This window comes from Streptomyces sp. NPDC031479 (assembly GCF_055581065.1).
This window is the reverse complement of record NZ_JBVIKC010000008.1, coordinates 109,079-132,742: the sequence shown is the minus strand read 5'-3', so window position 1 is coordinate 132,742 and position 23,664 is coordinate 109,079. Positions and strand designations below refer to the sequence as shown.

Here is a 23,664-nt window from a genome sequence, read left to right as displayed (position 1 = left end):
GGTAGGCATGCACGGCGGCTTCCGGCGCCCGCGCGGGCGCCTCGCGGCCGGCCGGGGTCCGACCGGACGGCGCGGTCCCGCCGGGCTGGTCGCGGTCGCCGCCTGCATCGGCATCTGGCTCGTGACCAGCGGCTCCCGTGAGCCCGTCGGGCCCCCGCTGCCCTCCCCCGCCGAGGCGCTGAGCACGCAGGACCGCTACCCGGGGGCCATCGCCCCGCTCACCGGCTCCCCGCCCACCCGGATCCGGATCCCGTCCATCCGCGTCGACGCCCCGCTGACCGGGCTCGGCCTCGACCGCGACGGCGGTCTCGAAGTGCCCCCGCCGACCCGCCGCGACCTCGCGGGCTGGTACCGGGACGGGACCACTCCCGGCGCGACGGGCACGGCCCTCATCGCGGGCCACGTCGACGACGCCAGCGGCCCGGCCGTCTTCTACCACCTGGGCGCGCTGCGCCGGGGAGCCGTGATCGAGGTCGCCCGCGCGGACGGACGCACGGCCGTCTTCACGGTCCACGCGGTCGAGGTCTACGACGCCAAGGCGTTCCCGGACGCGCGCGTCTACGGCCCCTCGCCGCGCGCGGAGCTGCGGGTGATCACCTGCGGCGGCGATTTCTCGCCGCGCACGGGCTACCAGGGCAACGTGGTGGTCTTCGCGCACCTCACCGGGACGTACTGACCCCCGCCGGCCACCCCGGTCACCCAGGTCACCCCCACTGTTCGAGACCCAGCTTGATCACCAGCGCGCCCACCACCGTCAGCAGGACGCCGCGGACGAAACCGCTGCCCTTCTTGAGCGCCATCCCGGCGCCGATCATCCCCCCGGCCAGGTTGAAGACCGCCATCAGGGCGGCCAGCTGCCACAGCACCATCCCCTGGTACGCGAACATCGCGAGCGCCCCCGCGTTGGTGCACACATTGACGATCTTGGCGGTGGCGGAGGCGGTGACCAGGTCGAGGTGGAGCAGGGCGGTGAGGGCCAGCACCAGGAAGGTGCCGGTACCGGGCCCGATGAGGCCGTCGTAGAAGCCGATGCCCAGGCCGGCCAGGCCGATCGCGAGCAGCACCCGCTGCCGGGAGACGGGCGCGGCGGAGGGGGCGGCGCCGAAACCGGGCTTGAAGATCACCACGGCGGCCACCACCACGAGCACCCCCATGATCAGCGGGCGCAGCGCGTCCTTGCTGATCCCGCCCGCGAGGGCCGCGCCTCCCATCGATCCCGCGAGGGCGGCCAGACCGATCCGGACGGCGAGCTTCACGTCGACCGGGGCCTTGCGCGCGTAGGTGACGGCCGCACCGGTGGTGCCGACGATGGCCACCGCCTTGTTGGTGCCGAGCACGGTGGCGGGGTGGGCGTGCGGCAGGCCGAGCAGCAGGGCGGGCAGGAGCAGCAGTCCGCCGCCGCCGACCACCGCGTCGATCCAGCCGGCGGCGGCTGCGGCCACGCACAGCACGATGATCATGGTGATTGATATGTCAGGCACGGACCCGACCCTAGGGACAGGTTCCATGCACCATCCATCAATCCCGGGAAACTTGCGCAAAGGTTGAGCTTCGCCCGGCCGGCACCCGGTCCGGGGCCACCGGAGCAGCAGGTTCCACCCATGCCGTCAGCGCGGTCGCGGCCAGTACGCCGGCCAGCCCCAGCCCCGCCGCGAGCCGCCGCGCGGGCGGTACGCGGACCAGCCCGGCCGTCCCGGCCCGCAGGACGGAGTCCCGGCGCGGCTTGCGGTGCCGGGCGGCGGCGCGCGGCGCGGCGGCGTCCGGCGGGGACACGGGCACGGCGACGTGCAGGGGATGGCGCATGGCGCGGGGGACCTCTCGGAAGCGGATCGAAGACGCGGGGGCGGGCGGCCGGGGGAAGCCGGGTGGCGGGCAGCATGGGCAAGGGCGAGCAAGGGGAAGCCGGGGGCCGTCCGCGGCCGGGTCAGAAGCTGAAGCACTCGCTGTGGACGCGCCCGGCCGGCACCCCCGCACGCAGCAGCGCCGCGCGTGTCGCCTCCGCCATCGCGGGCGGCCCGCACAGGTACACGTCGTGCTCCGCCAGGTCCGGGACGAGCACGGTCAGCGCCCGCGGGGCCAGGGGGTCGTAGGGGCCGTCGGACGGTCCGAGCAGGTAGTGCAGCCCGGCCCGCCGCCCAGCCGCGATGGCCTCCAGCTCGTCCCGCAGCACGAGCTGCTCCTCGGCCCCGGCCCGGTAGAGCAGGGTGATGTCGCCCGGCCCGCCGGGCAGCGTCTCGAACAGGGCCCGCATCGGGGTGATCCCGACCCCGCCCGCGATCAGCAGCACCTTGGGCCGCGTCCGCCGGGCGGCGGTGAGCGCCCCGAACGGCCCCGTGGCGACGACCCGCGTACCGGGACGCAGCCGGCGGATCCGCCGCGAGTGCCCGCCGAGCCCCTTGACGGTGATCCGCAGGGTGGCGCCGCTGACCGGCGCGGACAGCGAGAAGGGCAGCGCCGTGTACCAGAGCCCCCGCCGCAGGAACCGCCAGCGCAGGAACTGTCCGGGCTCGGCCCGCAGCTCCGCGAGGTCCCGCCCGTGCACGACGACGGAGACCACCCCGGGGCCCTCCGCGCGTACCTCGGCGACGCGCAGCGCGTGCCGGAGGGCCTGCCGTACGGGCACCACGGCCCGGTACCAGACCAGCAACACGCCGACGAGGGCGTGGGCCAGGGCCCAGAACCAGGCGGCCACCGCCAGATCGGGCCCGGCGAGCTGGTGCCCGAAGGCCAGGGCGGCGGCGAGGTACACGACCAGGTGCACCCCGCGCCAGGTTTCGTGCGCGAGGCGGCGGCGTACGGCGCGGGCGGAGGTCGCCCCGACCGCGGCCAGGAGACCGGTCCCGGCCGCGGCGGCCGCGAGCGCGGGGTAGCCGAGCAGCCCCCGGCCGGCGGAGAGCGCGTCCACCCCCTCGTGCACGGCGTAGCCGAGCAGGGCCAGGAGCCCGTGCCCGAAGCAGAGGAGGAGCACGTGGCGGCCGCCCAGCGCGTGCCAGCGGGCGAGCCGGTCGCCGCCGACGCCGTGCTCCACGGCGGGCACCCGGGCCATCAGGAACAGCAGCACGAGGATCCCGTACCCGGCGAGCAGCCCGGTCAGGTGCGCGGCGGTGGCGAAGAGCGCGTCGAGCCGGGCCGAGGGCCGCACCTGGGCGGCCCAGAGCAGGACCACCAGCCCCGCGCCGCCCAGCATCCCGCCCTTGACCCGCACCGCCACATCTCGCATGGCGCCCACGCTAAGGGCCTCCGCAGCCCTCCCGGTGGTCCTTAAGGGCGCCTTGAGGAAGGCCTCACCGGCCCTTAATCCGGGCGCTGAGGTCGGCGTTCCGCCCGGGTAACAGAGGTGATGCGGCAGGGAAACAGCGAGCCCGCACGCTCGTGCCATGACCTCGCAACAGCGTGTGGTGGTGATCGGCGGCGGCCTGGCGGGCCTGCGGCTCGCCGCGCGGCTGGGCCCGGCCGCGGAGGTGAGCGTCCTCGGCGAGGAGACCCACGCCCCCTACAACCGGGTCCTGCTCGCCGAGGTCCTGGCGGGCCGGTACGCCCCCGCGGTGACCGCCCTCCCGGACCCCGGTCCCGTGCTGCGCCGCGGGGTGCGGGCCGTGCGCGTCGACCGCGCCGAGCGGCGGGTGCACTGCGACGACGGCAGCGTGGAGACGTACGACACGCTGGTGCTGGCCACCGGCTCGAACCCGGTGCTGCCGCCGCTGCGCGGGCTGTTCACCCCGGGCGGGCGGGAACTCCCGGACGGGGTACACGCGTTCCGCACGATGGACGACTGCCTGGCCCTGGCCGCCGCCGTACGGCCGGACCTGCGCGCGGTGGTGATCGGCGGCGGGCTCCTGGGCGTCTCCGCCGCCCGCGCGCTGGCCGCCCGGGGCGCGCAGGTGGTCCTGGCGCAGCAGGCGGAGCGCCTGATGGAGCGCCAACTGGACGCGGACGCCTCCGCGCTGCTGCACGCACACCTGACCACCCTCGGCGTCGAGATCCACACGCGCTGCCGCGTCCGCGGCCTGACCACCGCCGCCACCACCGCCCCCGGCACCCCCGCCGCCCGGCCGGGCCACGCCGCCCGCCGGGTCACCGGAGTCGAACTCGCCGACGGCTACCGCCTCGACGCCGACCTCGTCGTGCTCGCCTGCGGCGTGCGCCCCCGTACCGGACTCGCCCGCGCCGCCGGGCTGGAGGTCCGCAAGGGCGTGGTGGTCGACGACCGGCTGCGCACCGGCGACCCCCGCGTCCACGCCATCGGGGACTGCGCCGAGCACGCCGGCCGGGTGTACGGCCTGGCGGGCCCCGCCCTGGAACAGGCCGACGCCCTGGCGGCGGTCCTGACGGGCGCGGACGCCACCGGCCGCGGGCCCGCCGGCGACCGCGCGGCCGGCTACACCGGGACCCGCGCCCTGACCCGCCTCACCCTGAGCGCCGCAGGCACCGGCCCCTTCGACCTCGCCGCCTTCGGCGAGCCGACCCCGCTCCCCGGCGACGACGTGGTCCGTCTCGCCGACGCCACCCGCCGCACCTACCGCAAGGTCGTCGTCCGCGGCGACCGGCTCGTCGGCGGGGTGCTGCTGGGCGAGCTCTCCACCGTGGGCGCCCTCGCTCGCAGCTGGGAGGGCGACGAATCACTGGACGACCTGTTCCACCTGCTCACCGACGACGGAGGCCACTGACATGACCGAGCCCCTGCCCGCGATCGTGCTGATCGGCCACGGCATGGTCGGCCAGCGCTACCTGGAGGCCCTCGCCGAACGCGGCGCCACCGCCACGCACCGGATCACCGTGCTCTGCGAGGAGCCCCGGCCCGCCTACGACCGCGTACACCTGACCTCGTACTTCTCCGGCAGCACCCCCGAGGACCTGTCCCTCGTCCCGGACGGGTTCATGGAGCGGCACGGCATCGCGCTGCACCTCGACGACCCCGCCGAGAGCATCGACCGGGACGCGCGCACCGTCACCTCGCGCTCCGGGCACGTGTTCCCGTACGACGTCCTGGTCCTGGCGACCGGCAGCTTCCCCTTCGTGCCGCCCGTCCCCGGCAAGGACGCCCCAGGCTGCTTCGTGTACCGCACGATCGAGGACCTCCTCGCGATCGAGGAGTACGCCAGGACGCGCACCGCCGGCGCCGTCGTCGGCGGCGGCCTGCTCGGCCTGGAGGCGGCCGGGGCGCTCAAGGGCCTCGGACTCGCCACCCGCGTCGTGGAGTTCGCGCCCCGGCTGATGCCCGTCCAGGTGGACGAGGGCGGTGGCGCCGCCCTGCTGCGGACCATCGAATCCATGGGACTGACCGTGCACACCGGCGTCGGCACCCAGGAGGTGCTGACGGGCGAGGACGGCGCGGTCACGGGGATGCGGCTCTCCGACGGCTCCACCGTCGACACGGAGCTCGTCGTCTTCTCCGCCGGGGTCCGTCCCCGCGACGGGCTCGCCCGCGACAGCGGCCTGGACGTCGGCGAACGCGGCGGGATCGCCGTCGACTCCCGCTGCCGCACCTCCGACCCGCGGATCTACGCCATCGGCGAGTGCGCCCTGGCCTGCGACGGCCGGGTGTACGGCCTGGTCGCACCGGGCTACGAAATGGCCGAGACGGCCGCCGAGGACCTGCTCGGGCGCGAACGGGAGTTCACCGGGGCCGACCTGTCCACCAAGCTGAAGCTGCTCGGCGTGGACGTGGCCTCCTTCGGCGACGCGCACGGCACCTCCCCCGACAGCCTGGACGTGGTCTGGTCCGACTCGCGCAGCGGCGTCTACAAGAAGCTCGTCGTCTCCGCGGACGGGGTCCTGCTCGGCGGGGTGCTGGTCGGCGACGCCGACGCGTACGGGCTGCTGCGCCCGCTCACCGGCAGCGTCCCGCCCGTCGCCCCGGAGCAGCTGGTCCTGCCCGCCGGGCTCGGCCCCGCCACCCAGCTGGGCCCGGCCGCGCTCCCGGACACCGCGGTGATCTGCTCCTGCCACAACGTCACCAAGAAGGCGATCACCGCCTGCGCGACCCTGCCCGAGGTCAAGAAGTGCACCAAGGCCGGCACGGGCTGCGGCGGCTGCCTGAAGGTGATCGGCCAGCTGCTGCCGGCCGCCGCCGACAAGGGGCTGTGCGGCTGCTTCCCGTACACCCGCGCCGAGCTCTACGAGATCGTCCGCACCCGTCGCCTCACCTCGTACCGGGAGATCCTCGACGGTCACGGCCGCGAGGAGGCCCGGGGCGGGGAGGGCTGCGAGGTGTGCAAGCCGGCCGTCGGCTCGGTCATCGCCTCCCTCGCCCCCACCCTGGGCGCGAGCGGCTACGTCCTGGACGGGGAGCAGGCCGCCCTCCAGGACACCAACGACCACTTCCTCGCGAACCTGCAGCGCAACGGCTCCTACTCGGTCGTCCCGCGCATCCCCGGCGGGGAGATCACGCCGGACAAGCTGATCGTGATCGGCGAGGTGGCCCGCGACTTCGGCCTCTATACGAAGATCACCGGCGGCCAGCGCATCGACCTCTTCGGCGCGAGCGTGGACCAGCTCCCCCGCATCTGGGCGCGCCTGGTCGACGCAGGATTCGAATCCGGCCACGCCTACGGCAAGGCCCTGCGGACGGTGAAGTCCTGCGTGGGGCAGACCTGGTGCCGCTACGGGGTCCAGGACAGCGTCCGCATGGCCATCGACCTGGAGCTGCGCTACCGGGGCCTGCGCGCCCCGCACAAGCTGAAGTCGGCGGTCTCGGGCTGCACCCGCGAGTGCGCCGAGGCCCAGAGCAAGGACTTCGGGATCATCGCCACGGCGAACGGCTGGAACCTCTACGTCGGCGGCAACGGCGGGGCCGTCCCGCGCCACGCCGACCTCCTGGCGCAGGACCTGTCGGACGCCGAACTGGTCCGGCTCATCGACAGGTTCCTGATGTTCTACATCCGCACCGCGGACCGGCTGGAGCGCACGTCGACCTGGCTGGACCGGCTGGAGGGGGGCCTGGACCACCTGCGGGACGTGATCGTGCACGACTCGCTCGGACTGTGCGCGGAACTGGAGGCGCTGATGGCCGACCACGTCGCGCACTACCGCGACGAGTGGGCCGAGACCCTCCGGGACCCGGAGCGGATGCGCCGGTTCGTGTCCTTCGTCAACGCCCCCGGCGCCCCCGACCCGACCGTGAAGTTCGTGCCCGAACGCGACCAGGTCAAGCCCGACCTGGCCGTCCTGACCGTGGGAGGTCCCGTCCGATGAGCGTAGAACTGCGGGTGGCGGAAGGCTGGCTGACGGTGTGCGAGCTGTCCTCGCTCACCCCGGGGCGGGGGGTCGCCGCCCTGTTGCCGGACGGGAGCCAGGCCGCCGTGTTCCTCGACCGCGCCGGGCGCCCGTACGCGATCGGCAACCAGGACCCCTTCACCGGCGCGCACGTCCTGTCGCGCGGGCTCCTGGGGTGGGCGGCGGGCCGGCCGTTCGTGGCCTCGCCGCTGCTCAAGCAGCGCTTCGACCTGGAGTCGGGGCGCTGCCTGGACGACGAGGAGGTGGCGGTCCGGACGTATCCGGTGCGGACCGCCGCGGCCTCGTAGCGCAGGTCAGCCCTGGACCATCGAGGGGTCCATCCACATGATCTCCCAGGTGTGGCCGTCGAGGTCGTCGAAGGCCCGGCCGTACATGACGCCGTGGTCCTGGGCGGGCCGGGGCTCGGTGGCCCCGGCCGCCAGGGCCCCGTCGACCAGCGCGTCGACCGCGGTGCGGCTCTCGGCGCTCAGGCAGAGCAGCACCTCGGAGGTGGTGGTGGCGTCGGCGATGGCCTTGTGGGTGAAGTCCTTGTAGCGGGCCTCGGTGAGGAACATCGCGACGATGCTCTCGGTGATGGGCATGGACGCGCAGTTCTCGTCGGTGAACTGCGCGTTGAAGGAGTAACCGAGCGCGCTCCAGAAGGCCTTGGTCGCCTCCAGGTCCTTGACGGGCAGGTTGACGAAGATCATGGTGGCCATCTCGGTCTCTCTCTTCTCTCGTGTGGTGCTTTCGAGAGGTAGACCGTGGCCCCCCGGCGAACTCATCGCTCCGCGGGAAACTTTTTCGAAGTTTCCTTGCAGCGCCACGAAACCGCAGGTCAGAGCCGTGCGCACCGGATCAGGACACCACGGCGCCCCCCTTGAGGAGGGCCGCGCCCAGGGGGGTGACGGTGTGCAGGACGGCGTTGCCGTGGCGGAGGGTGGTCACCAGGCCGGCCTCGCGCATCACGCAGGCGTGCTGGCTCGCCGACGCCAGGGAGACCCCGGCCCGGCGGGCCAGTTCGCTGGTGGTGGCCCCGTCGCCGATGGCCCGCAGCACCACGGAACGCGTGTGGCCCACCAGCTTGCCCAGGGTCCGCTGACGCTGTTCCTCCGCGGGCCGGGCGGCCTCGCCGCCGGCCGTCGAGGAGGCCAGCTGGGCCGCGGCCGGGTAGACGAGCACGGGCGGCAGCTCCGGGTCGTGCAGGGTCACCGCCGTGCGCCGGCAGAAGAAGGACGGCTGGAGCAGCAGCCCGCGCCCCCGCAGCCGTACGTCCCGGTCCACCGGGTACTCGCACTCCAGCACCGGGGCCCGCCAGCGCAGCATCGGCGGCAGCGAGGCGAGCAGCTCGTCCGCGCCGCCGTCCAGCAGCGCCCGGCCGCGCGCCGCCCGCTCCGCCTCTATCTGGGCCTGGATGTGGGTCCAGTACGGCTCCACGGCCGCGCGGTGGTAGCCCCGCAGCTCGCCCAGGAGCCGGGGCAGGTGTTTGGTGCCGCCGTCGATGAACTCCCGCAGCCGGGCCGGCGCGGGGGTCCCGAAGGCCGCCCCGAAGCCCGTCCCGGCGCCCGCGCCCACGAGCGACAGCTCGCGCCGCAGCCGTTCGGGCCGGAGCGCGCGCAGGGCGTCGAGGCCCACGTCCCATCCGTACTGCCCCTCGGCGGGGGTCAGGAAATCCGGGAAATAGCCGCGCGCGGGTATGAGCGCACCCAGCAGCCTTGTTTCACCATTCAACCGGCTACGGGTTTCCGTACGCCATTCACCGAACAACCGGGCATCACGCCGGTCTCTTAAGCGGTGAAAACTCAGAATCGTTTCCCACAACGCATCGGGACGTCCTGCCATCCGTACGCGTGCCAGGTCCACTCCAGTGAAATGGATACGAAGCACCGAACCCCCAGCTGTGCAACCGCAATCCCCCCGCCCTATGAGTATGCATGCCGTCACACGTGGTCACCACGCCCTTTCGGCCACAGTTGAAACCCCTTTCGGCAGGGGCGTGACAAGCGAAATCCTGTACTCCGCCAGGCACACTCCGGTGCGACCGAAACGCTCCGTGAAGGCCGTGGGGGGCTTTGCGGGGCCTGGCGGTCGGTCGCACAGGGAAGCGCCGACGTGCCTGGCGGATAGGCGGCAGGCGGTGGACGGGTGGGGATCCGTCCACCGCCTGGCGCCGTAAAGACTTCGTTGAATATGCGGCGATACCCGGCTTCGCCGCCGCCTTCGAAATGAAGGCGCGCCTGCCCCCGGAGGTCAGGCAACCGGGGACAGGCGCGGTCAGGGGGGAGCGGCCACGGCCGCTCCCGGCGGGGCTCAGCGGCTGTCGGAGCCCTTCGCCTCGGCGGCCGCACGGCCGGCCTCCAGGCGCGCCACCGGGATCCGGAAGGGCGAGCAGGAGACGTAGTCGAGGCCCACCTCGTGGAAGAAGTGCACCGACTCCGGGTCGCCGCCGTGCTCACCGCAGACGCCGAGCTTGAGGTCGGGACGGGTGGCCCGGCCCTGCTCGACCGCGTGGCGCACGAGCGAGCCGACGCCGTCCTTGTCGATGGTCTCGAAGGGCGAGACCCCGAAGATGCCCTTCTCCAGGTAGGCGGTGAAGAAGCTGGCCTCGACGTCGTCCCGGGAGAAGCCCCACACCGTCTGGGTCAGGTCGTTCGTGCCGAAGGAGAAGAACTGCGCGGCCTCGGCGATCTGGCCGGCGGTCAGGGCGGCGCGCGGCAGCTCGATCATCGTGCCGATCGAGAGCTTGAGGCTGGTGCCGGTGGCGGCCTCGACCTCTGCGATGACCCCGTCGGCCTCGTCGCGGACGATCTCCAGCTCCTGGACGGTGCCCACGAGCGGGATCATGATCTCGACGCGCGGGTCGCCCTTGGCGTTCTTGCGCTCGGCCGCGGCCTCGGCGATCGCCCGGACCTGCATGGCGAACAGACCGGGGATGACCAGGCCGAGGCGGACGCCGCGCAGACCCAGCATCGGGTTCTGCTCGTGCAGCTTGTGCACGGCCTGGAGCAGGCGCAGGTCGTTCTCGTTGGCGTCCTTGCGGGACTCGGCGAGGGCGACGCGGACCGACAGCTCGGTGATGTCGGGCAGGAACTCGTGCAGCGGCGGGTCGAGCAGCCGGACGGTGACGGGCAGGCCGTCCATCGCCTCGAACAGCTCGGTGAAGTCCTTCTTCTGCAGCGGCAGCAGGGCCGACAGGGCGCCCTCGCGCTCCTCGTCGGTGTCCGCGAGGATCAGGCGCTCGACCATCTCGCGGCGCTCGCCGAGGAACATGTGCTCGGTGCGGCACAGGCCGATGCCCTGGGCGCCGAAGCGGCGGGCGCGCAGCGCGTCCTCGGCGTTGTCGGCGTTGGCGCGCACCCGCAGGCGGCGCACGCGGTCCGCGTAGGCCATGATCCGGTGCACGGCGGCGACCAGCTCGTCGGCGTCGTCGGCGCCGGCGTGCATGCGGCCCTCGAAGTACTCGACGACCGGGGACGGTACGACGGGTACCTCACCGAGGTAGACCTTGCCGGTGGAGCCGTCGATGGAGACGACGTCGCCCTCTTCGATGACCGTCTCGCCGACCGTCATCCGGCGGCGCTTGGTGTCGACGTCGAGCTCCTCGGCGCCGCAGACGCAGGTCTTGCCCATGCCGCGGGCGACGACGGCGGCGTGCGAGGTCTTGCCGCCGCGCGAGGTCAGGATGCCCTCGGAGGCGATCATGCCGTCGAGGTCGTCGGGGTTGGTCTCGCGGCGAATCAGGATGACCTTCTCGCCGGAACGGGACCACTTGACGGCCGTGTACGAGTCGAAGACGGCCTTGCCGACCGCCGCACCCGGGGAGGCGGCGATACCGCGGCCCAGCAGGGTGGTCTTCGCGTCCTCGTCGAAGCGCGGGAACATCAGCTGGGCCAGCTGGTGGCCGGTGACGCGCTGCAGCGCCTCGGCCTCGTCGATCAGGCCCTGGTCCACGAGCTGGGTGGCGATGCGGAACGCGGCGCCGGCGGTGCGCTTGCCGACACGGGTCTGGAGCATCCACAGCTGACCGCGCTCGATGGTGAACTCGATGTCGCAGAGGTCCTTGTAGTGGGTCTCCAGCTTCGTCATGATCGCCATGAGCTGGTCGTACGAGGCCTTGTCGATGGCCTCCAGGTCCGCGAGCGGAACGGTGTTGCGGATGCCCGCGACGACGTCCTCGCCCTGGGCGTTCTGCAGGTAGTCGCCGTAGACGCCCGCGTGGCCGCTGGCCGGGTCACGGGTGAAGGCGACGCCGGTGCCGGAGTCGGGGCCGAGGTTGCCGAAGACCATCGAGCAGATGTTGACCGCGGTGCCCAGGTCGCTCGGGATGCGCTCCTGGCGGCGGTAGAGCTTGGCGCGGTCGGTGTTCCAGGAGTTGAAGACGGCCTCGACGGCGAGGTCGAGCTGCTCGCGGGCGTCCTGCGGGAACTCGCGGCCGGCCTCCTTCGAGACGATCTTCTTGAAGGCCTTGACCAGCTTCTTGAGGTCGGCGGCGTCGAGGTCGGTGTCGACGGTGACCTTCTTGGCGGCCTTGGCCTCGTCGAGGGCGTCCTCGAAGAGCTCGCCCTCGACGCCGAGGACGGTCTTGCCGAACATCTGGATGAGACGGCGGTACGAGTCCCACGCGAAGCGCTCGTTGCCCGCCTGGGCGGCGAGGCCGGTGACGGACTCGTCGGAGAGGCCGATGTTGAGGACCGTGTCCATCATGCCCGGCATGGAGAACTTGGCTCCGGAGCGGACGGAGACCAGCAGCGGGTCGTCCGACTGACCGAGCTTCTTGCCCATCTTCGCCTCGAGGGCGGCGAGGTGCGCGCCGACCTCGTCGCGCAGCTCGGCCGGGGCCGAGCCGCTCTCCAGGTAGACCTTGCAGGCCTCGGTGGTGATGGTGAAGCCGGGGGGCACGGGGAGACCAAGGTTGGTCATCTCGGCGAGGTTGGCTCCCTTGCCGCCGAGAAGGTCCTTGAGGTCCCGGTTGCCCTCGGTGAAGTCGTAGACGAACTTCTGATCTTTGTTTTCCGACACGGGTCTCGACTCCTCGAGGACTCGGGTGGCTGCCCTGACGGCCAGGAACATACCCAGATCGAAGGCTTCTGGGTACGTCCACTTGGCCGTCATGCGGCTGTAACCACCCGTGCGCCACCACATCGAAAGTAACTCACGGGTAAGGAAAACCGGCCCGCAGCATTCAGAACCCGAAGGGAGAGGGGGGTTTTGAGGCCTGATCACGCTCGGATGAGCGATCATCGATACATTTGCGTTCAAGTCTTGAACGCACAAAGGGTGGCACCCAGTGCCACCCTTTGAAAGTCTTACCCGTGACTTATGTGCTCATCTGAGCGAAACCCCTCCCATGCGTGGCGTATATCACGCCGCACGGAGGGCGATTTGTCAGCCCCCGGAGGTGTCCAGCTCGGCGTCCTCGCTCACGCCGGCGCAGTCGTACGGATCGTTCAACCAGCCCTCGGGCAGGACAACCCGGTTGTTTCCGGACGTCCGGCCGCGCGGACCGTCCGCACTCTCGGGCCACGGCTGATCCAGATCGAGCTCGCTCAGATGAGCGTCCAGTTCGGCCAGGGAGGAGGTGACCGCCAGCTTCCCCCGCATCTCGGACCCCACCGCGAAGCCCTTGAGGTACCAGGCCACGTGCTTACGGAAGTCGATCACCCCGCGCGCCTCGTCGCCGATCCACTCCCCCAGCAGCTGCGCGTGCCTGACCATCGTGGCCGCGACCTCGCGCAGCGTGGGCTTGTGGAAGTCCTCGGGCCTGCCCTCGAAGGCCGCCACCAGGTCGTTGAACAGCCACGGCCGCCCGAGGCAGCCGCGCCCCACGACGACGCCGTCGCAGCCCGTCTCGCGGACCATGCGCAGGGCGTCCTCCGCACACCAGATGTCGCCGTTGCCGAGCACCGGAATCTCCGGCACGTGCTCCTTGAGGCGGGCGATGGCCTCCCAGTCGGCCGTCCCGCCGTAGTGCTGGGCGGTGGTGCGGCCGTGCAGGGCGATGGCGGTGACCCCTTCCTCGACGGCGATCCGGCCGGCGTCGAGGTAGGTGAGGTGATCGTCGTTGATGCCCTTGCGCATCTTCATCGTCACCGGCAGGTCGCCCGCGCCCGCGACGGCCTCGCGCAGGATCGCCCGCAGCAGGTTGCGCTTGTAGGGCAGGGCCGAGCCGCCGCCCTTGCGGGTGACCTTGGGGACGGGGCAGCCGAAGTTGAGGTCGATGTGGTCGGCGCGGTCCTCTTCGACGATCATCCGGACGGCCTTGCCGACCGTCACCGGGTCCACCCCGTACAGCTGAATCGAGCGCGGCTTTTCCGTCGCGTCGAAGTGGATCAGCTGCATGGTCTTGTCGTTGCGCTCGACCAGGGCGCGGGTCGTGATCATCTCGCTCACGAACAGCCCCTTGCCGCCCGAGAACTCGCGGCAGAGGGTGCGGAACGGGGCATTGGTGATGCCGGCCATCGGCGCGAGCACCACCGGGGGCTGCACGGTGTGCGGGCCGATCGCGAGCGGCGGGGGGAGCGTGGTCATCCCCCCATTGTCGCGCATGCCCTTGTTGTTAGTTAGACGTACTATCGGCGGCATGCATCACATGAGTCACCGGCGGCGCGTGCTCGTCCTGGCGATCTGCTGCATGAGCCTGCTCATCGTCAGTCTCGACAACACCGTCCTGAACGTCGCGCTCCCTTCGATGCGCCACGAACTGCACGCCTCGGTCTCGGGCATGCAGTGGACGATCGACGCGTACACCCTGGTCCTGGCCTCGCTGTTGATACTGGCCGGGTCCACGGCCGACCGGATCGGGCGCCGCAGGGTCTTCGCGGCGGGCCTGGTCCTCTTCACCGCGGGCTCGGCGCTCTGCTCGCTCGCCCCCACCCTCGAATGGCTGATCGCCTTCCGGATGGTCCAGGCCGTCGGCGGCTCGATGCTCAATCCGGTCGCCATGTCGATCATCACCAACACGTTCACGGACCCGAAGGAACGCGCCCGCGCCATCGGCGTCTGGGGTGCGGTGGTGGGCATCTCCATGGCCGCCGGGCCCCTGATCGGCGGCCTGCTGGTGGACTCCGTCGGCTGGCGGTCGATCTTCTGGGTGAACCTGCCCGTCGGCCTCCTCGCCCTCGCCCTGACCCTGCGCTACCTCCCCGAGTCCCGGGCCGAGCACCCCCGCCGGTCCGATCCGGTGGGCCAGCTGCTGGTCATGGTCCTGCTCGGCGCGATGACGTACGGGATCATCGAGGGCCCGGCGGCCGGCTGGACCTCCCCGGTCATCGTCGGCTGCGCCCTGGCCGCCGTGGCCGCGCTGACCGCGCTGATCGTCTACGAGCCCCGGCGCGCGGAGCCGCTGATCGACCCCCGGTTCTTCCGGAGCGCGCCGTTCAGCGGGGCGACGGTGATGGCGGTGAGCGCCTTCGCCGCGCTGTCCGGGTTCCTCTTCCTGAACACCCTCTACCTCCAGGACGTACGGGGGCTGGGCGCCCTCGACGCCGGGCTCTACATGCTGCCGATGGCCGTGCCGGCGTTCCTGTGCGCGCCGCTGGCCGGCCGGCTGGTCGCCACCCGGGGGCCGCGGCTCCCGCTGCTGATCGCGGGGGTGGCGATGGGGGCGAGCGGGCTGCTGTTCGCAGCGTTCTCGGCGGAGGGCTCCACCCCCCTGATGTTCGCCGGGTACGTGCTCTTCGGCATCGGCTTCGGCCTGGTCAACGCCCCGATCACCAATACGGCGATCTCCGGGATGCCGCGCGCCCAGGCGGGGGTCGCGGCCGCCGTGGCCTCCACCAGCCGGCAGACCGGCGGGGCGCTGGGCGTCGCGGTGATCGGCGCGGTGCTGGCGGCCGGGACGGCGGGCGGCGGGGACTTCGCGGCGGCCACCCGGCCCGCCTGGTGGATCATCACGGCCTGCGGGCTGCTGGTCCTGCTCGTGGGCGCGGCGACGACCGGCGCGTGGGCCGATGCCACGGCCCGGCGCACGGCCCGCGAGCTCGAACCGGCCCCCAGCCCCGCGGCGGCGGCCGCTCCCCCCATGGCCTGACGGGCCACCGGTCCGCGGCGGGACCGCGGGCGCTTCACACCGACGGGTGACAGATATTGAAATCTGTCACCCGTCATGCCATTGTTGTTCCATGACGACACACGAGAACACCACCGCCACCCCCCGCACGCTCGGCGCCACGGGCCCCACCGTCTTCCCCCTGGGGCTGGGCTGCATGGGCATGTCCGCGCTCTACGGCGAGGCCGACCGCTCCGAGTCCCTCGCGACCGTCCACGCCTTCCTCGAAGCGGCTCCCGCCGGGATGAACACGCTGCTCGACACCGGCGACTTCTACGGAATGGGCCACAACGAGCTGCTGATCAACGAAGCCCTGCGCACCGCCCCCGCGGCCGCCCGCGAGGCGGCGCTGACCAGCGTCAAGTTCGGAGCCCTGCGCACCGTCGAGGGCGGCTTCACCGGGTACGACGGCCGGCCCGCGGCCGTGAAGAACTTCCTGGCCTACTCCCTGCAGCGGCTCGGCCGGGACCACATCGACGTCTACCGGATCGCCCGCGTGGACCCGGACGTCCCGATCGAGGAAACCGTCGGGGCCATCGCCGAGGCCGTGCAGGCGGGACACGTACGGCACATCGGCCTCTCCGAGGTCGGCGCCGACACCCTGCGCCGGGCCGCCGCCGTGGCCCCGATCTCCGACCTCCAGATCGAGTACTCCCTGATCTCCCGCGGCATCGAGGACGAGATCCTGCCGACCGCCAGAGAACTCGGCATCGGGATCACGGCGTACGGGGTGCTCTCCCGCGGCTTGATCAGCGGCCACTTCTCCCGCGACCGCGAGCTGGCCCCGGGCGACTTCCGCGGGATGAGCCCCCGCTTCCAGGGCGAGAACCTCCAGCGCAACCTCGACCTGGTCGAGGTACTGCGCAAGGTGGCCGCGGAGAAGGGCGTGAGTGTCGCGCAGACCGCCATCGCCTGGGTGCTCGCCCAGGGGCCGCGCCACGGCGTCGACATCGTGCCGCTGGTCGGGGCCCGGCGCCGGGACCGGCTGGCGGAGGCACTCGGTGCCATGCGGGTGGAGCTGACCCCGGCGGACCTGGCGGCCGTCGAAGCGGCGGTCCCGGCGGGAGCGGCGGCCGGCGATCGCTACCCGGCGGCCCAGATGGCCCACCTGGACAGCGAGCACTGAGCGGGCGGTACGGTCGTACCCATGCCCTCCGCTGCCGCCGAGCCCCTGACCCCCGAGCGCATCCTCGAAACGACCGAGGAGGTGCTGCGGCGCTTCGGCCCGGGCAAGGCGACCGTGGTGGACGTGGCGCGCGCCCTGGGCGTCAGCCACGGCAGCGTGTACCGGCACTTCCCGTCGAAGGCGGCACTGCGCGAGGCCGTCACGGACCGCTGGCTCGCCAAGAGCGTGGTCGTGCTGGAGCGCATCGCCTCGGCTCCGGCCGAGGCGGCCCCCACCAAGCTGGAGACGTGGCTCGAAGCCCTCTTCGAGGCCAAGCGGAAGAAGGCCGGGGCGGATCCCGAGCTGTTCGCCACCTACACCGTGCTGCTGGCCGAGAACAGCGGGGTGGTCGACGCCCACCTGACCCAGCTCATCGACCAGCTGACACGGATCATCGCCGAGGGCGTCGCGGCCGGCACCCTGGCCGCTCCCGATGTCCCCGCGGCCGCCCGCGCCGTGTTCGACGCCACCGGGCGCTTCCACGATCCGCAGTACGCGGCCGACTGGATCTCGCCGACGATCGTGCCCGAGTTCGAGGCCGTCACCTCGCTCATCATCCGAGGCCTGCGCGCCTGACCTGGGACTCCGCTGTCCGGAACGAAACCCACCATCCGGAATGAAACCCTCCGGACGGCTTGGCGATCATTTTGGGTCAGCCAACTTGTACATGTCCCTGTCATTTCTTTACGGTCCCCTTACCGCACACTTCACCATGTACGTTCCAGGGGGAACCTTGTCCACCGACGTCTCACGTCCCGCACCTCCCGCGCGCTCCGGCGCGGCCGCCGCCGTCAGCTGGATCCTGACGATCGGCCTGAATGTGGTCGCGCCGATCCTCACGTACAACGCGCTCAAGGACCACGGCTGGAGCGAGTTCGCGGCGCTGCTCATCAGTGGCGCCTGGGCGGTTCTCGACACCGCCATCGTCGTGGCCTGGCGGCGCAAGCTCGACGAATTCGCCCTGGTCACCATCGTGTTCCTGGTGATCACCGCCGTCGTCTCGCTCATCGGCGCCCACTCGGCGCGGGCCCTGCTGATCAAGGACTCGGGCGTGACGGGCCTGTTCGGGCTGCTCTGCCTGGCCACCCTGGCCACGGCCCGCCCGCTGATCTTCTACTTCGGCCGCAAGTTCGCCACGGACGGCACTCCGGAGAGCACCGCCTGGTGGAACGGCCTGTGGCAGTACGAGGGCTTCCGCACCACGATGCGCCGCATGACCCTGGTGTGGGGCGCCGCCTACGTCATCGAGGCCCTGGTCCGGATCGCCCTGGCCTTCGCCCTGAGCACCTCGACCATGGTGGTGATCAGCCCGTTCATGATCTACGGGACCATGATCGGCCTGGCGGTGTGGACGACCCGCTACGGCAAGCGCTCCCAGGCCGAGGGTGAGAGGCGGGCGGCCGAGGCGGCGGCGCAGGCGGCCGGGCAGCCGGCCGTGCAGACCGCCGGAGGAACCCCCGCGGCCTGACCCGCCGCGCAGGAACACACGAAAGCCGGTGGCCCGGTGCGCGGATCGCGCACCGGGCCACCGGCTTTCTCGCGTCGGGACCTAGCAGCCGAGCAGACGGCTGCCGAGGTAGCTCTGGATCTGGTCCAGGGAGACGCGCTCCTGCTTCATGGTGTCGCGCTCGCGCACGGTCACCGCGTTGTCGTCCAGGGTGTCGAAGTCGACGGTGACGCAGAACGGCGTACCGATCTCGTCCTGGCGACGGTAGCGGCGGCCGATGGCACCGGCGTCGTCGAACTCGATGTTCCAGTTCTTGCGCAGGTCGGCGGCCAGGCCCTTGGCCTTCGGCGACAGCGTCGCGTTGCGGGACAGCGGCAGGACGGCGACCTTGATGGGCGCCAGGCGCGGGTCGAGGCGCATGACGGTGCGCTTCTCCATGACGCCCTTGGCGTTGGGGGCCTCGTCCTCGTTGTACGCGTCGAGCATGAAGGCGAGCATGGCGCGGTTCACACCGGCCGCCGGCTCGATGACGTACGGCGTGTAACGCTCGCCGGCCTCCTGGTCGAAGTACGTCAGGTCCTGGCCGGAGGCGGCGGAGTGCGCCTTGAGGTCGAAGTCGGTGCGGTTGGCCACGCCCTCCAGCTCGGAGAACTCGTTGCCACCGAAGTTGAAGCGGTACTCGATGTCGGCGGTGCGCTTCGAGTAGTGGGACAGCTTCTCCTTCGGGTGCTCGTACCAGCGGATGTTCTCCTCGCGGATACCGAGGCCGCGGTACCAGTTCCACCGCTCGGCCATCCAGTACTCCTGCCACTGCTCGTCCTCGCCCGGCTTGACGAAGAACTCCATCTCCATCTGCTCGAACTCGCGCGTGCGGAAGATGAAGTTGCCCGGCGTGATCTCGTTGCGGAAGGACTTGCCCATCTGCGCGATGCCGAACGGGGGCTTCTTGCGCGAAGTCGTCTGCACGTGGGCGAAGTTGGTGAAGATGCCCTGGGCGGTCTCCGGGCGCAGGTATGCCTTGGAACCGGTGTCCTGGGTCGGGCCGAGGTGGGTCTCCAGCATGCCGGAGAACTGCTTGGGCTCGGTGAACTGGCCCTTCACGCCACAGTGGGGGCAGTTGACGTCGGCAAGGCCGTTGGCGGGCAGGCGGCCGTGCTTGGCCTCGTACGCCTCTTCCAGGTGGTCGGCACGCTGGCGCTTGTGGCAGGAGGTGCACTCGGTGAGCGGGTCGGAGAAGGTCGCGACGTGGCCGGAGGCCACCCACACCTCGGGGGCCAGGATCACGGAAGAGTCGAGGCCGACGACGTCCTCACGCCCGGTGACCATCGCCTTCCACCACTGGCGCTTGATGTTCTCCTTGAGCTCGACACCGAGCGGGCCGTAGTCCCAGGCAGCCCTGGAGCCGCCGTAGATGTCACTGCACGGGAAAACGAAGCCACGGCGCTTGCTCAGGCTGACGATGGTTTCGATCTTGTCGGCGGCCACGGTGCTCTCTTCATTACGAGGACGAACGGCGAAGTCTTTAGGTTACCGGCGCCCGCACCCCGCCTATCAAATCGGGGACCCCTTCTACGGAGGACGGCAGTCCGCTCACCGGGGCTTTTGACAATCGTTTCCATCTTTGATGAAAATGGATGTCATGAACGTACGACGCCTCATACCCACCGCCGCCCTCGCCGGTGCCGTCGCCCTGGCCGCGACGGCCCTCACCGCCTGCTCCGGAGCCGGAGCCCAGCCCGGTGACGACAAGGGCGGCAGACTGGGTGTGACGGCGTCGTTCTACCCGCTGCAGTTCCTCGCCGAGCAGATCGGCAAGGACCACGTGAAGGTCACGGGCCTCACCAAGCCGGGCGTCGAACCGCACGACCTGGAGATCACCCCCCGGCAGACCTCGCAGCTGGGCGACGCCGACGTGGTGCTCTACCTCAAGACCCTCCAGCCCGCCGTGGACAAGGCCGTCGAGCTGTCCGGCGCGAAGAACGTCGTCGACGCCGCCACCCTCACCAAGCTGGAGACCCACTCCGCCGCCGGGCACGAGGGCCACGACCACGCGGCCGAGGGCGAGGACGACGGGCACGACCACGGGCACGACCACGGCGAGGCCGGAACCGACCCCCACGTGTGGCTGGACCCCGTCAAGTACGCGGAGATCGCCCAGGGCGTCGGCGCCGCACTGGAGAAGGCCGACCCCTCCAACGCGGCCGACTACCGCAAGAACGCCGGTGAACTCGTCGCCAAGCTGGGCGCCCTGGACACCGAGTTCAAGGACGGCCTGCAGAACACGGCCACCAAGACCTTCATCGCCACGCACTCCGCCTTCGGCTACCTCGCCGAGCGCTACGGCCTGCACCAGGAGGGCATCTCCGGCGTCGACCCCGAGGCCGAGCCCAGCCCGGCCCGGATGAAGGAACTCCAGGCCGTCGCGAAGAAGGACAATGTGACGACCGTGTTCTTCGAGGCCCTGGCCAGCGACAAGACGGCCAAGGCCCTCGCCCGGGACACCGGCCTCAAGACCGATGTCCTGGACCCCCTCGAAGGCATCACCGACTCGTCCCAGGGCGCCGACTACTTCGAGGTCATGCGCTCCAACCTGAAGAACCTGCAGAAGGCACTCGGGAGCAAGTAATGGCAGTAACGGAGGCGCGCACCATGCAGTCCACGCCGCAAGAGGGCCAGGACCGGACCGTCATATCCCTGCGCGGGGCCACGGCCTCGCTCGGCTCGCGCCCCGTGCTGCGCGGGGTCGACCTCACCGTGCACCGGGGTGAGGTCGTCGCCCTGCTCGGCGCCAACGGCTCGGGCAAGTCCACGGCCGTCCGCGCCGTCGTCGGCCAGGTCCCCCTGACCTCCGGCGAGCTGTCCCTCTTCGGCACCGACTTCAAGCGCTTCCGCCAGTGGTCGCGGATCGGCTACGTCCCCCAGCGGACCACCGCCGCCGGGGGCGTACCCGCCACCGTCCGCGAGGTCGTCTCCTCCGGCCGGCTGACCCGCACCCGCTTCGGGATCCTGCGCAGGGCCGACAAGGCCGCCGTCGAGCACGCCCTGTCCCTGGTGGACATGGAGGGCCACGCCGACGCCTCGGTCAACGCCCTCTCCGGCGGCCAGCACCAGCGCGTGCTCATAGCCCGGGCGCTCGCCGCCGAACCCGAACTCCTGATCATGGACGAGCCGATGGCCGGCGTGGACCTGGGCAACCAGGAGGTCCTGGCCAACGCCGTACGCCGCCAGGTCGAGGCCGGGACCACCGTCCTGCTGGTCCTGCACGAGCTGGGTCCCCTGGAACCCCTGATCGACCGGGCGGTCGTACTGCGCGACGGCTGCGTCACGCATGACGGCCCGCCCCCCGAGGCCGTGGGGCAGCACGCCCTGCCGGGCCACGACCACGTACACCCCCACTCGGCGCACGACGCCGAACCCCTGCGGACGGGACTGCTGAGCTGATGGGCTTCCTCAACGACCCCTTCATGGTGCGCGCGCTGATCGCCGCCGCACTGGTCGGCGTGACGGCGCCCGCGATCGGCACGTACCTGGTCCAGCGCCGCCAGGCGATCATGGGCGACGGCCTCGGCCACGTCGCGATGACCGGTGTCGCGCTCGGCCTCGTCACCAACACCAGCCCGGTGTGGATGGCCACCCTCGTGGCGGTCGTCGGCGCCGTCGCGATGGAGATGATCCGTTCCCGCGGCAGGACCAGCGGCGACGTCGCCCTGTCGCTGCTGTTCTACGGCGGCCTGGCGGGCGGCGTGATGATCGTGAACCTCGGCGGCAGCTCCACCGCGAAGCTCCTGGGCCCCATGTTCGGCTCGATCACCGCCGTCGCGCCCGAGGACGTCACCGCGATGGCGCTCCTCGCCGCCTTCGTCCTCGCCGTCGCCCTCGGCCTGCGCCGACAGCTCTTCGCCGTCTGCCAGGACGAGGAGTTCGCCAAGGTCACCGGCCTGCCGGTGCGCCTGCTGAACCTGCTGATCGCGGTCACCGCCGCCGTCACCGTGACGGTCGCCATGCGCATCGTGGGACTGCTGCTGGTCAGCGCCATGATGGTGATCCCGGTCGCGGCCGCGCAGCGGATCACCCGGGGCTTCGCCGCCACGCTGGGGCTGGCCATCGGCATCAGCCTCACCGTCTCCCTGGTCGGCACGACCGCCACGTACTACCTCAACGCGCCGTCCGGCGCCGCGATCGTGCTGCTCGCCATCGCGGTGTTCATGGCCCTGACGGCCGTCTCGGCGCCCCTGGCCCGGCGCCGCGCGGCGTCCGCCCGCGCGGCGGAGGAGGTCTGTACGCGGGATGACGTGACAGTCTGAGAGGGACGGCCGCCTGGCACAATGGGCCGAGGCCGAAACGAGGAGGAACCGGTGGCGACTGCGCCTGGCGAGACGAATACCGCGCCAGTACGAGGACGGTCCACCCGGCAGCGGGCCGCAGTGGCGGCGGCGCTGGACGAGGTGGACGAGTTCCGCAGCGCCCAGGAGCTGCACGACATGCTCAAGCACCGCGGCGACTCCGTGGGCCTGACCACCGTGTACCGCACCCTGCAGTCCCTGGCCGACGCGGGCGAGGTCGACGTGCTGCGCACCAGCGACGGCGAGTCCGTGTACCGGCGCTGCTCCACCGGGGAGCACCACCACCACCTGGTCTGCCGCAAGTGCGGCAAGGCGGTGGAGGTCGAGGGCCCCGCCGTGGAGAAGTGGGCGGACGCCATCGCGGCCGAACACGGCTACGTGAACGTGGCCCACACCGTCGAGATCTTCGGCACCTGCGCCGACTGCGCGGCGGCCGGCTGACCGATCCTGGTCAGGATCCGGCCGAAGACCGATCGGATCCGGTCGACATCGGCCGGATCCGAAAGGCGAGCCCTGTCTGCCGCTCCTGCCGCCCGCCTGCGCGCCCTCCGGACGGCGGGCGCGGTGACGCGGCTCCACCGCCCGGTCGGGGCGTGTCCGTGGCGGCGGAGCCCGGCCGACCGGTCAGCCCGTGGAGCCCTCGGACTGGTTCGGGACGGCGCCGCCGAAGCGGCGGTCGCGCTGGGCGTACTCCAGGCAGGCCGCCCAGAGGTTGCGGCGGTCGAAGTCCGGCCACAGCACGTCCTGGAAGACCATCTCGGCGTACGCGCTCTGCCAGAGCAGGTAGTTGGAGGTGCGCTGCTCGCCGCTGGGACGCAGGAACAGGTCCACGTCCGGCATGTCCGGGTAGTAGATGTACTTCGCGAAGGTCTTCTCGTTGACCTTCGACGGGTCCAGCCGGCCGGCGGCCACGTCACGGGCGATCGCCTGCGCCGCGTCGGCGATCTCCGCGCGGCCACCGTAGTTCACGCAGAAGTACAGGGTCATCGCGTCGTTGTCGACGGTCTGCTCCTGGGCGATCTGGAGCTCCTGGACGACGGACTTCCACATCTTCGGCATGCGGCCGACCCAGCGGATCCGGATGCCGAGCTCGTTCATCTCGTCGCGGCGGCGGCGGATGACGTCGCGGTTGAAGTTCATCAGGAAGCGGACCTCGTCGGGCGAGCGCTTCCAGTTCTCCGTCGAGAAGGCGTACAGGGACAGGTTCTTGACGCCCATCTCCAGGCAGCCCTTGAGCACGTCGAGCACGACGCCCTCGCCCACCTTGTGGCCCTCGGTGCGCGGCAGGCCGCGCTCCTTGGCCCAGCGGCCGTTGCCGTCCATGACGACGGCGACGTGGTTCGGGACCAGCTCACCGGGGATCTTCGGCGGGCGCGCACCGGACGGGTGCGGCTCGGGAACCTTGTACTCGCGGCGAGAGCGTCCCAGAATCCCGCGTCGTGCCATG

21 protein-coding genes are annotated in these 23,664 nt (G+C 71.6%); 12 read left to right on the top strand and 9 right to left on the bottom strand.

Going from position 1 to position 23,664, the window contains the following annotated elements:
- Nucleotides 1–7: 7 nt before the first annotated feature.
- A complete protein-coding gene (locus ACZ5D2_RS12030; RefSeq protein ID WP_371678628.1) occupies nt 8–676 on the top strand; it encodes a class F sortase in 669 nt (222 codons plus the stop codon).
- A 28-nt stretch (nt 677–704) separates the two neighbouring features.
- On the opposite strand, the gene ACZ5D2_RS12025 is transcribed toward ACZ5D2_RS12030, so the two are convergent.
- The 3 genes from ACZ5D2_RS12025 to ACZ5D2_RS12015 all read right to left on the bottom strand — a co-directional run bounded on the left by ACZ5D2_RS12025 (nt 705) and on the right by ACZ5D2_RS12015 (nt 3,220).
- Nucleotides 705–1,481, bottom strand: a complete 777-nt coding sequence (locus ACZ5D2_RS12025) for a sulfite exporter TauE/SafE family protein (protein WP_371678627.1) — start codon at nt 1,479–1,481, stop codon at nt 705–707.
- Nucleotides 1,482–1,518: 37 nt separating this feature from the next.
- A complete protein-coding gene (locus ACZ5D2_RS12020; protein ID WP_371678626.1) occupies nt 1,519–1,803 on the bottom strand; it encodes a hypothetical protein in 285 nt (94 codons plus the stop codon).
- A gap of 121 nt (nt 1,804–1,924) precedes the next feature.
- Complete coding sequence (locus tag ACZ5D2_RS12015) at nt 1,925–3,220, bottom strand: ferredoxin reductase family protein (protein ID WP_468928811.1); 1,296 nt, start codon at nt 3,218–3,220, stop codon at nt 1,925–1,927.
- Between the two features lie 157 nt (nt 3,221–3,377).
- Between ACZ5D2_RS12015 and ACZ5D2_RS12010 the strand changes: the two genes are divergently transcribed.
- The 3 genes from ACZ5D2_RS12010 to nirD are packed head-to-tail and all read left to right on the top strand — an operon-like array spanning nt 3,378 to nt 7,523.
- Nucleotides 3,378–4,667 (top strand): NAD(P)/FAD-dependent oxidoreductase, encoded by a 1,290-nt coding sequence (locus ACZ5D2_RS12010; protein WP_371678624.1) that lies wholly within the window; start codon nt 3,378–3,380, stop codon nt 4,665–4,667.
- A 1-nt stretch (nt 4,668) separates the two neighbouring features.
- A complete protein-coding gene (nirB, locus tag ACZ5D2_RS12005) occupies nt 4,669–7,194 on the top strand; it encodes a nitrite reductase large subunit NirB (protein WP_371678623.1) in 2,526 nt (841 codons plus the stop codon).
- Nucleotides 7,191–7,523: a nitrite reductase small subunit NirD gene (gene nirD, locus ACZ5D2_RS12000; RefSeq protein ID WP_266838905.1), complete on the top strand. Its 333-nt coding sequence runs from the start codon at nt 7,191–7,193 to the stop codon at nt 7,521–7,523. Before nirB ends, nirD begins: the two co-directional genes overlap by 4 nt.
- Nucleotides 7,524–7,529: 6 nt before the next feature.
- Here the strand turns inward: nirD and ACZ5D2_RS11995 are convergent, their stop codons facing one another.
- The 4 genes from ACZ5D2_RS11995 to dusB all read right to left on the bottom strand — a co-directional run bounded on the left by ACZ5D2_RS11995 (nt 7,530) and on the right by dusB (nt 13,761).
- The gene (locus ACZ5D2_RS11995) at nt 7,530–7,934 is read right to left on the bottom strand and encodes a VOC family protein (RefSeq protein WP_266838906.1); all 405 of its coding nucleotides are present in this window, start codon (nt 7,932–7,934) and stop codon (nt 7,530–7,532) included.
- 139 nt (nt 7,935–8,073) lie between these two features.
- On the bottom strand, nt 8,074–9,102 hold the full coding sequence (locus tag ACZ5D2_RS11990; protein ID WP_371678621.1) for an ArsR/SmtB family transcription factor: 1,029 nt from the start codon (nt 9,100–9,102) through the stop codon (nt 8,074–8,076).
- Nucleotides 9,103–9,525: 423 nt separating this feature from the next.
- Nucleotides 9,526–12,234 carry a pyruvate, phosphate dikinase gene (ppdK, locus tag ACZ5D2_RS11985; RefSeq protein ID WP_266838908.1) on the bottom strand — a complete coding sequence of 903 codons (2,709 nt, stop codon included), beginning with the start codon at nt 12,232–12,234 and terminating at the stop codon, nt 9,526–9,528.
- A gap of 366 nt (nt 12,235–12,600) precedes the next feature.
- A complete protein-coding gene (gene dusB, locus ACZ5D2_RS11980; RefSeq protein WP_371678620.1) occupies nt 12,601–13,761 on the bottom strand; it encodes a tRNA dihydrouridine synthase DusB in 1,161 nt (386 codons plus the stop codon).
- Between the two features lie 34 nt (nt 13,762–13,795).
- On the opposite strand from dusB, the gene ACZ5D2_RS11975 reads away from it, so the two are divergent.
- The 4 genes from ACZ5D2_RS11975 (at nt 13,796) to ACZ5D2_RS11960 (ending at nt 17,895) form a co-directional block, all read left to right on the top strand.
- The gene (locus ACZ5D2_RS11975) at nt 13,796–15,244 is read left to right on the top strand and encodes an MFS transporter (RefSeq protein ID WP_371678619.1); all 1,449 of its coding nucleotides are present in this window, start codon (nt 13,796–13,798) and stop codon (nt 15,242–15,244) included.
- Between the two features lie 91 nt (nt 15,245–15,335).
- Nucleotides 15,336–16,388, top strand: coding sequence for an aldo/keto reductase (locus ACZ5D2_RS11970; RefSeq protein WP_371678618.1), 1,053 nt, complete (start codon nt 15,336–15,338; stop codon nt 16,386–16,388).
- A gap of 21 nt (nt 16,389–16,409) precedes the next feature.
- The gene (locus ACZ5D2_RS11965; protein WP_371678617.1) at nt 16,410–17,003 is read left to right on the top strand and encodes a TetR/AcrR family transcriptional regulator; all 594 of its coding nucleotides are present in this window, start codon (nt 16,410–16,412) and stop codon (nt 17,001–17,003) included.
- A 157-nt stretch (nt 17,004–17,160) separates the two neighbouring features.
- Complete coding sequence (locus ACZ5D2_RS11960) at nt 17,161–17,895, top strand: VC0807 family protein (protein WP_371678616.1); 735 nt, start codon at nt 17,161–17,163, stop codon at nt 17,893–17,895.
- A gap of 81 nt (nt 17,896–17,976) precedes the next feature.
- Here ACZ5D2_RS11960 and ACZ5D2_RS11955 read toward each other — a convergent pair whose 3' ends face one another.
- Nucleotides 17,977–19,359 (bottom strand): glycine--tRNA ligase, encoded by a 1,383-nt coding sequence (locus ACZ5D2_RS11955; protein ID WP_371678615.1) that lies wholly within the window; start codon nt 19,357–19,359, stop codon nt 17,977–17,979.
- A gap of 154 nt (nt 19,360–19,513) precedes the next feature.
- Here ACZ5D2_RS11955 and ACZ5D2_RS11950 point away from each other — a divergent pair, with 154 nt between their 5' ends.
- The 4 genes from ACZ5D2_RS11950 to ACZ5D2_RS11935 are packed head-to-tail and all read left to right on the top strand — an operon-like array spanning nt 19,514 to nt 22,658.
- Nucleotides 19,514–20,500: a metal ABC transporter substrate-binding protein gene (locus tag ACZ5D2_RS11950; RefSeq protein ID WP_371678614.1), complete on the top strand. Its 987-nt coding sequence runs from the start codon at nt 19,514–19,516 to the stop codon at nt 20,498–20,500.
- Nucleotides 20,500–21,315 (top strand): metal ABC transporter ATP-binding protein, encoded by an 816-nt coding sequence (locus ACZ5D2_RS11945; RefSeq protein WP_371678613.1) that lies wholly within the window; start codon nt 20,500–20,502, stop codon nt 21,313–21,315. The genes ACZ5D2_RS11950 and ACZ5D2_RS11945 overlap by 1 nt, the downstream gene beginning before the upstream one ends.
- Nucleotides 21,315–22,178: a metal ABC transporter permease gene (locus ACZ5D2_RS11940; RefSeq protein WP_371678612.1), complete on the top strand. Its 864-nt coding sequence runs from the start codon at nt 21,315–21,317 to the stop codon at nt 22,176–22,178. The genes ACZ5D2_RS11945 and ACZ5D2_RS11940 overlap by 1 nt, the downstream gene beginning before the upstream one ends.
- Nucleotides 22,179–22,229: 51 nt before the next feature.
- Complete coding sequence (locus ACZ5D2_RS11935; protein ID WP_266838918.1) at nt 22,230–22,658, top strand: Fur family transcriptional regulator; 429 nt, start codon at nt 22,230–22,232, stop codon at nt 22,656–22,658.
- Nucleotides 22,659–22,841: 183 nt separating this feature from the next.
- Here ACZ5D2_RS11935 and ACZ5D2_RS11930 read toward each other — a convergent pair whose 3' ends face one another.
- Nucleotides 22,842–23,663 carry an isoprenyl transferase gene (locus tag ACZ5D2_RS11930; RefSeq protein WP_371678610.1) on the bottom strand — a complete coding sequence of 274 codons (822 nt, stop codon included), beginning with the start codon at nt 23,661–23,663 and terminating at the stop codon, nt 22,842–22,844.
- Between the last annotated feature and the right edge of the window lies 1 nt (nt 23,664).